Annotated in this window: 5 protein-coding genes; 2 read left to right on the top strand and 3 right to left on the bottom strand. The window is 70.3% G+C overall.

Features of this window, described 5'->3' with window-relative positions; translation table 11 throughout:
* Nucleotides 1-35: 35 nt before the first annotated feature.
* The 3 genes from hemW to lepA form a co-directional block, all read right to left on the bottom strand.
* Nucleotides 36-1268 carry a radical SAM family heme chaperone HemW gene (gene hemW, locus E4099_RS26345; RefSeq protein ID WP_135341620.1) on the bottom strand — a complete coding sequence of 411 codons (1233 nt, stop codon included), beginning with the start codon at nt 1266-1268 and terminating at the stop codon, nt 36-38.
* Nucleotides 1269-1475: 207 nt separating this feature from the next.
* Nucleotides 1476-3380, bottom strand: coding sequence for an AMP-dependent synthetase/ligase (locus E4099_RS26340; RefSeq protein ID WP_135341619.1), 1905 nt, complete (start codon nt 3378-3380; stop codon nt 1476-1478).
* A gap of 207 nt (nt 3381-3587) precedes the next feature.
* Nucleotides 3588-5456 (bottom strand): translation elongation factor 4, encoded by a 1869-nt coding sequence (gene lepA / locus E4099_RS26335; protein WP_135341618.1) that lies wholly within the window; start codon nt 5454-5456, stop codon nt 3588-3590.
* Nucleotides 5457-5641: 185 nt separating this feature from the next.
* Between lepA and rpsT the strand changes: the two genes are divergently transcribed.
* The gene (gene rpsT, locus E4099_RS26330; RefSeq protein WP_135341617.1) at nt 5642-5908 is read left to right on the top strand and encodes a 30S ribosomal protein S20; all 267 of its coding nucleotides are present in this window, start codon (nt 5642-5644) and stop codon (nt 5906-5908) included.
* 393 nt (nt 5909-6301) lie between these two features.
* Complete coding sequence (locus tag E4099_RS26325; protein WP_135341616.1) at nt 6302-7222, top strand: hypothetical protein; 921 nt, start codon at nt 6302-6304, stop codon at nt 7220-7222.
* The last annotated feature ends 25 nt before the right edge of the window (nt 7223-7247 follow it).

Below are 7247 nucleotides of genomic sequence, written 5' to 3'. Positions count from 1 at the left end.
TGGGAGATGTGTATAAGGGACAGCCCTTAGTCCCCTCAATCCACCAGATCCCGTACCACCGCGTCCGCGAGCAGGCGGCCGCGCAGGGTCAGGACCGCTCGGCCGGACTCGTAGGGGCCCGGCTCCAGGAGGCCGTCGGTGACCGCGCGGGCGGCGGCACGGGCGCCCGCCGGGGCCAGGAGGTCCAGGGGGCAGCCCTCGGACAGCCGCAGCTCCAGCAGGATCCGCTCCACCCGGCGGTCCTCCTCGCCGAGGATCTCGCGGCCGGCGCCCGGGGAGCGGCCGTCGCCGAGTGCCTGCGCGTACGCACCGGGGTGCTTCACGTTCCACCACCGCACCCCGCCCACGTGGCTGTGGGCGCCGGGGCCCGCGCCCCACCAGTCGGCGCCCCGCCAGTACAGCTCGTTGTGCAGGCAGCGGGCGGCCTCCGAGGTGGCCCAGTTGGACACCTCGTACCAGCCGAAACCGGCCGCGGTGAGCCGCTCCTCGGCGATCAGGTAGCGGTCGGCGTGCACGTCGTCGTCGGTCATCGGCACCTCGCCGCGCCGGATCCGGCGGGCCAGCTGGGTGCCCTCCTCGACGATCAGGGCGTAGGCGGAGATGTGGTCCGGTCCGGCGCCCAGCGCGGCGTCCAGCGAGGCCCGCCAGTCGTCGTCACTCTCCCCGGGGGTGCCGTAGATCAGGTCCAGGTTGACGTGCTCGAAGCCGGCGGCCCTGGCCTCGGCCACGCACGCCTCCGGCCGTCCGGGGGTGTGGGTGCGGTCCAGCACCCGCAGTACGTGCTGCCGGGCGCTCTGCATCCCGAAGGACACCCGGTTGAAGCCCGCCTCGCGCAGCTCGGCCAGATAGCGCGGATCCACCGACTCCGGATTGGCCTCGGTGGTCACCTCCGCGCCCTCCGCCAGCCCGAACTCCTCCCGGATGGCGCCGAGCATCCGCCCCAGGTCGGTGGCGCTCAGCAGGGTGGGCGTACCGCCGCCGACGAAGACGGTCCGCACCTGGCGCGGGTCGTCGCCCAGCACCTTGCGGGCCAGCCGCACCTCCTCGATCAGGGTGTCGGCGTAGTTGTCCCGCGAGGCGAGCGCGCCGCCGGAGCCGCGCAGCTCGCTCGCCGTGTAGGTGTTGAAGTCGCAGTAGCCGCAGCGGGTGGCGCAGTACGGCACGTGCAGGTAGAAGCCGAGCGGCCGCCCGGCGGCTCCGTCCAGGGCGTGCCGGGGCAGCGCCCCGTCGTCGGGTACGGGCTCACCATCGGGCAGTACGGAAGGCATACGCCCCATTGTCCGGCATGGCGGCCCCGAACCCGTCCGGCCGCCCGGCACCGCGGTCCGGAGCCTGCCCGGTCTCCGGCGCGGCGGTCTCCAGTCCGCCCGGTGGGCCCGTATGGCGGCCCCGAACCCGGGACGGCCGCCCGGCCCGGCGGCCCGCGCCCCCCGTCCGGCGTGGGAAGGCCCGGGCCGGACGGGGGTGCGGCGGCGTTACGCCTCGCGGGTGCCCGCGTACATCTCGTCGATCAGGCCCTGGTACTCGCGCTCCACCACCGGCCGCTTCAGCTTGAGGCTCGGGGTCAGCTCACCGTGCTCGACGTCCAGGTCGCGGGGCAGCAGCCGGAACTTCTTGATCGTCTGCCAGCGCTGGAGCCCGGCGTTGAGCCGCTGCACATAGCCGTCGATGAGCTCGGTGACCTCCTTGGTGGCCACCACCTCGGCATAGGGCTTGCCCGCCATGCCGTGCTCGGCGGCCCAGCCGAGTATGGCGGGCTCGTCCAGGGCTATCAGCGCGGTGCAGTAGTTGCGGTCCGCGCCGTGCACCAGGATGTTGGAGACGAACGGGCAGACGGCCTTGAACTGCCCCTCGACCTCGGCCGGGGCCACGTACTTCCCGCCGGAGGTCTTGATCAGGTCCTTCTTGCGGTCGGTGATCCGCAGATAGCCGTCCGGGGAGAGTTCGCCGATGTCGCCGGTGTGGAACCAGCCGTCCGGCTCCAGCACCTCGGCGGTGCGCTCCGGCTGCCCGTGGTAGCCCTGCATGACGCCGGGGCCGCGCAGCAGGATCTCTCCGTCGTCCGCGATCCGCACCTCCAGGCCCGGCAGCGCCTTGCCGACGGTGCCGGTGCGGTAGTTCTCCGGGTTGAGGAAGCTGGCGGCGCTGGTCTCGGTGAGGCCGTAGCCCTCCAGGATGTGGATGCCCGCGCCGGCGAAGAAGTAGCCGATCTCGGGGGCCAGCGAGGCGGAGCCGGACACCGCGGCGCGCAGCCGGCCGCCGAACGCCTCGCGCAGCTTGGCGTAGACGAGCTTGTCCGCGAGGGCGTGCTTGGTGCGCAGACCGAGCGGTACCTGGGCGACGCCGGTGCGGCGGAAGTTGTCCTGGTACACCTGGGCGTACTCGCGGGCCACGCCGGCGGCCCACCGGAAGACCCGGTACTGGGCGCCGCCGGCCTCACGGGCCTTGGCCGCGACCCCGTTGTAGACCTTCTCGAATATGCGCGGGACGGCGCACATATAGGTGGGGCGGACCACCGGCAGGTTCTCGATGATCTTGTCTACCCGGCCGTCCACCGCGGTGGAGTGGCCGACGTAGATCTGCCCCGCGGTGAGCACCTTGCCGAAGACATGGGCCAGTGGCAGCCACAGGTACTGGAGGTCGTCGGGGTAGAGCAGGTTGATGTTGCCCAGCGCCACCGCCATGTACGACCAGGCGTCGTGGGACAGCCGTACACCCTTGGGGCGGCCGGTGGTGCCCGAGGTGTAGATCAGGGTGGCCAGCTGGTCGGCGCGCAGGTCCGCCACCCGCTCGCGCACCGCGTCGGGGTGCTCTTCCAGGTAGGCACGGCCGCGCCGCTCCAGTTCCGCCAGGGAGATCACCCAGCCGTCCGGGTCGCCTTCGGCGGCCATGGCGCCGTCGGCTTCTGTGGCGTCCACGGCGTCGAACACCACGACCAGGCGCAGCTCGGGAAGGTCCGCGCGCTTCTCGCGGGCCTTGGCCAGCTGCCCGGCGTCCTCGGCGAAGAGCACCCGGCTGCCGGAGTCGGCGAGGATGAACGCGGTCTCGTCGGCATTGGTGCTGGGGTAGACCGTGGTGGTCGCGGCGCCGGCGCAGAGCACCCCGAGGTCGCCCAGGACCCATTCCAGGCGGGTGCTGGAGGCCAGCGCCACCCGCTCTTCGGGGTCGACCCCGGAGGCGATCAGGCCCGCGGCGATGGCGAAGACGCGGTCGGCGGCCTGCCGCCAGCTGAGCGCGCGCCAGTCGTCCGGGCCCTCGCCGGAGGCCGGCGGCACCGGGTGGCGGAACGCTTCCTTCTCGGGTGTCTCCTCGACGCGTTGGAGGAAGAGGGTCGCCAGCGACGGCGGGCGGTTGTCCAGCAACTTCTGTGTGTCGGTCACAGCATCCTCCGGGGCCCGCCTCGACTTTATGACTCGCGAGTAACCTTCAGCGAGATCAGCGTAGAGGCAGCCCAGGCCGTTGGTAAGTGGTTGCAGCCACGTTGTCCAAGGTGTGACCGACCAATCGCATGGCCGCTACACGAAGGGCCCGGCGCGGTGCGCCGGACCCTTCGATGCGACGGCGGTGGCCTCGCCCCGCCGGCGCCGCTACTTCTTGCTCTTGCCGCCGGAGTCGTCGCTGGACAGCACCGCGATGAAGGCCTCCTGCGGGACCTCCACGGAGCCGACCATCTTCATCCGCTTCTTGCCTTCCTTCTGCTTCTCCAGCAGCTTCCGCTTACGGGAGATGTCACCGCCGTAGCACTTGGCGAGGACGTCCTTGCGGATGGCGCGGATGGTCTCGCGGGCGATGACCCGGGAGCCGATCGCGGCCTGCACCGGCACCTCGAAGTTCTGCCGCGGGATGAGCTCGCGCAGCTTGGCCACCAGCCGCACGCCGTAGGCGTACGCCTGGTCCTTGTGGGTGATCGCGGAGAAGGCGTCGACCTTGTCGCCGTGCAGCAGGATGTCCACCTTGACCAGGCTGGACGACTGCTCGCCGGTGGGCTCGTAGTCCAGCGAGGCATAGCCGCGGGTCTTGGACTTCAGCTGGTCGAAGAAGTCGAAGACGATCTCCGCGAGCGGCAGCGTGTAGCGGATCTCGACCCGGTCCTCGGAGAGGTAGTCCATGCCGAGCAGGGTGCCGCGGCGGGTCTGGCACAGCTCCATGATCGCGCCGATGAACTCGCTGGGGGCGAGGATCGTGGCCCGCACCACCGGCTCGTACACCTCGGCGATCTTGCCCTCGGGGAACTCGCTGGGGTTGGTGACCGTGTGCTCCTCGCCGTCCTCCATGATCACGCGGTAGACCACGTTGGGGGCGGTGGCGATCAGGTCCAGGCCGAACTCGCGCTCCAGCCGCTCCCGGATCACGTCCAGGTGCAGCAGGCCGAGGAAGCCGACGCGGAAACCGAAGCCCAGGGCCGCGGAGGTCTCCGGCTCGTAGACCAGGGCCGCGTCGTTGAGCTGGAGCTTGTCCAGCGCCTCGCGCAGGTCCGGGTAGTCCGAGCCGTCCAGCGGGTAGAGCCCGGAGAACACCATCGGCTTGGGGTCCTTGTAACCGCCCAGCGCCTCGGTGGCGCCGCCCGACTGCTGGGTGATGGTGTCACCCACCTTGGACTGGCGGACGTCCTTCACACCGGTGATCAGGTAGCCCACCTCGCCGACGCCCAGGCCGTCCGCGGCCAGCATCTCCGGGGAGTTGGTGCCGATCTCCAGCAGCTCGTGGGTGGCGCCGGTGGACATCATCTTGATGCGCTCGCGCTTGGACAGCTTGCCGTCCACCACACGGACATAGGTGACCACGCCGCGGTACGAGTCGTAGACCGAGTCGAAGATCATCGCGCGGGCCGGGGCGTCGGCGACGCCGACCGGGGCCGGGATCCGCTCCACCACCCGGTCCAGCAGCGCCTCCACGCCGACGCCGGTCTTCGCCGAGACCTTCAGCACGTCGGACGGGTCGCAGCCGATCAGCCCGGCCAGTTCCTCGGAGAACTTCTCCGGCTGGGCCGCGGGCAGGTCGATCTTGTTGAGCACGGGGATGATCGTGAGGTCGTTCTCCATCGCCAGGTAGAGGTTGGCGAGGGTCTGCGCCTCGATGCCCTGGGCCGCGTCGACCAGCAGGATGGTTCCCTCGCAGGCCGCCAGCGAGCGGGAGACCTCATAGGTGAAGTCCACGTGGCCCGGCGTGTCGATCATGTTGAGGATGTGGGTGGTACCCGCGCCCTCGCCCTCGGTGGGCGCCCAGGGCAGTCGGACCGCCTGGGACTTGATCGTGATGCCGCGCTCGCGCTCGATGTCCATGCGGTCGAGGTACTGCGCACGCATCTGCCGCTGCTCGACCACACCGGTGAGCTGCAGCATCCGGTCGGCGAGGGTCGACTTGCCGTGGTCGATGTGCGCGATGATGCAGAAGTTGCGGATGTGCGCCGGGTCGGTGCGGCTAGGCTCCGGCACATGAGTAGGGGTCGCGGGCACGCAGCGTCCTGTGTCTAGGCGGGACTCGGTGTTGTTTCCCCCCATCGTCCCACGACCTGGCCGCTCTCTCCGGTTTGGGACGTCCTGACGCGTGCTGCTAGCCTGGGCCACTGTGCCTCGTGCCCTCTCAGCGTCGAGGCGCACCCGTGATCCAAAATCCATTCGAACCTGAAAAGGCTCATTTCGTGGCGAACATCAAGTCCCAGATGAAGCGGAACAAGACCAACGAGAAGGCGCGCCTGCGTAACAAGGCCGTCAAGTCCTCGGTCAAGACCGCCATCCGCAAGGCCCGCGAGGCCGTTGTCGCCGGTGACGTCGAGAAGGCCGTCGTCGCCGCCAACGAGGCCGCCAAGAAGCTCGACAAGGCCGCCAGCAAGGGCGTCATCCACAAGAACGCCGCCGCCAACAAGAAGTCGGCGCTGGCCCAGCAGGTCGCCGCGCTCAAGGGCTGACCTGCCCCTTGCTTCACCCGGGGCGCAAGCCCCACCGCCGGGACGGGCACAGCGGTCCCTCTCACCCGCTCCGACCGGCACACCGCAGGATTCTCCTGCGAGCAGCATCGTGTTGTTCGCCACAGCACTGCGTGAGCGCCCCCAGAGTGATCTGGGGGCGCTTTGCCGTTCCCACCCGGGATTCCGGCACGCGGTGAGCCCCGGCCGGCCTGCCCGGGGGCCTGCCCTCGTCACGCCCGGTGCCACCCGCTCCCTCGTGCCGACCGTCGGATCGCACCGCGGACTTCTCCTGACGCCCCCAGCCGGAGACCGTTCCGCCTCCGCCCGGTCTCCACTGGGTATCGACCCACCCACACCCTCTTCGGACCGTATGCGTTCGGGTACGGTACGTGCATGTCGATACCGGGGGATCAACCCAATCCGTACGCACAGCAGCCGCCCCAGCAGCCGCACGGCCAGCCGAACCCGTACGCCCAGGTGCCCGGCCAGCAGCAGCCGAACCCCTATGCGCAGCCCACACTGCCCTCCGTGCCGCTGACCCCCGCACCGGGCGGTTACGGCCCCGGAGCCCCCGATGCTCCTGGCGCCCCCGCCGCTCCGCAGCCACCGGTGCCGCCCGGCGGAGGGCAGGGCGCCGGCCGGAAGGGGCTGGTCTGGGGGCTGGGCGGCGCGGTGGTCGCCTCGGCCGTCTGGGCGGGCGCGATCTTCGCCACCGGGGGATTCGACGATGACAAGCCCACGGCCGACCTGGCCGGCTACAGCTACACCGGCAACCTCTGCGAGGCCACCGACTTCTCGCCGTTCACCGACGGGAAGTACAAGGAGGACGAGCCGAGCTCCGAAGAGCAGAACCCGGAGCACAACGGCACCGAGCACGAGGCGCTCGACGTCATGAACTGCGACATGGACTTCAAGCGGGACGACTCCACCGACAGCTACTCCTCCGCCTGGCTCTACACCAACGTCCAGCTGCACAAGAAGTCCAACCCGCAGCCCGAGTTCCAGGCGACCTACCAGGCGTACGAGAACCAGCGCTCCGGTTCCACCGCGCACAAGGTGAAGGAGATCACCGGGATCGGGGACGAGGCGTACCTGGTCACCCAGGTGGACAAGGAAGGCAGCACCGACGGCGACTACATGATCCTCGCCGTCCGGGACGGCTGGCTGACCTACTCCCTGACCTGGTCGGAGTACGTCTCCTCCAGCTCCGGTTCCTCTTCCTCCGGCGCCACGGCCGAGGAGATCGAGGGCATGCTCAAGCGGACCGCCACGGCCACCCTGTCCAAACTCAAGGAGCAGGGCGGTCAGGAGTGACCCTGCTCGGGCTCCTCGGGGGGGC

Source organism: Streptomyces palmae (assembly GCF_004684805.1).
Classification (GTDB): Bacteria; Actinomycetota; Actinomycetes; order Streptomycetales; family Streptomycetaceae; genus Streptomyces; species Streptomyces palmae.
This window is presented reverse-complemented; position numbering and strand designations above follow the sequence as displayed.

Excerpts from the sequence above, each read along its gene's own strand:
- hemW (WP_135341620.1), bottom strand. The coding sequence starts at position 1,268 with ATGCCTTCCGTACTGCCCGATGGTGAGCCCGTACCCGACGACGGGGCG.
- E4099_RS26325 (WP_135341616.1), top strand. The coding sequence starts at position 6,302 with ATGTCGATACCGGGGGATCAACCCAATCCGTACGCACAGCAGCCGCCC.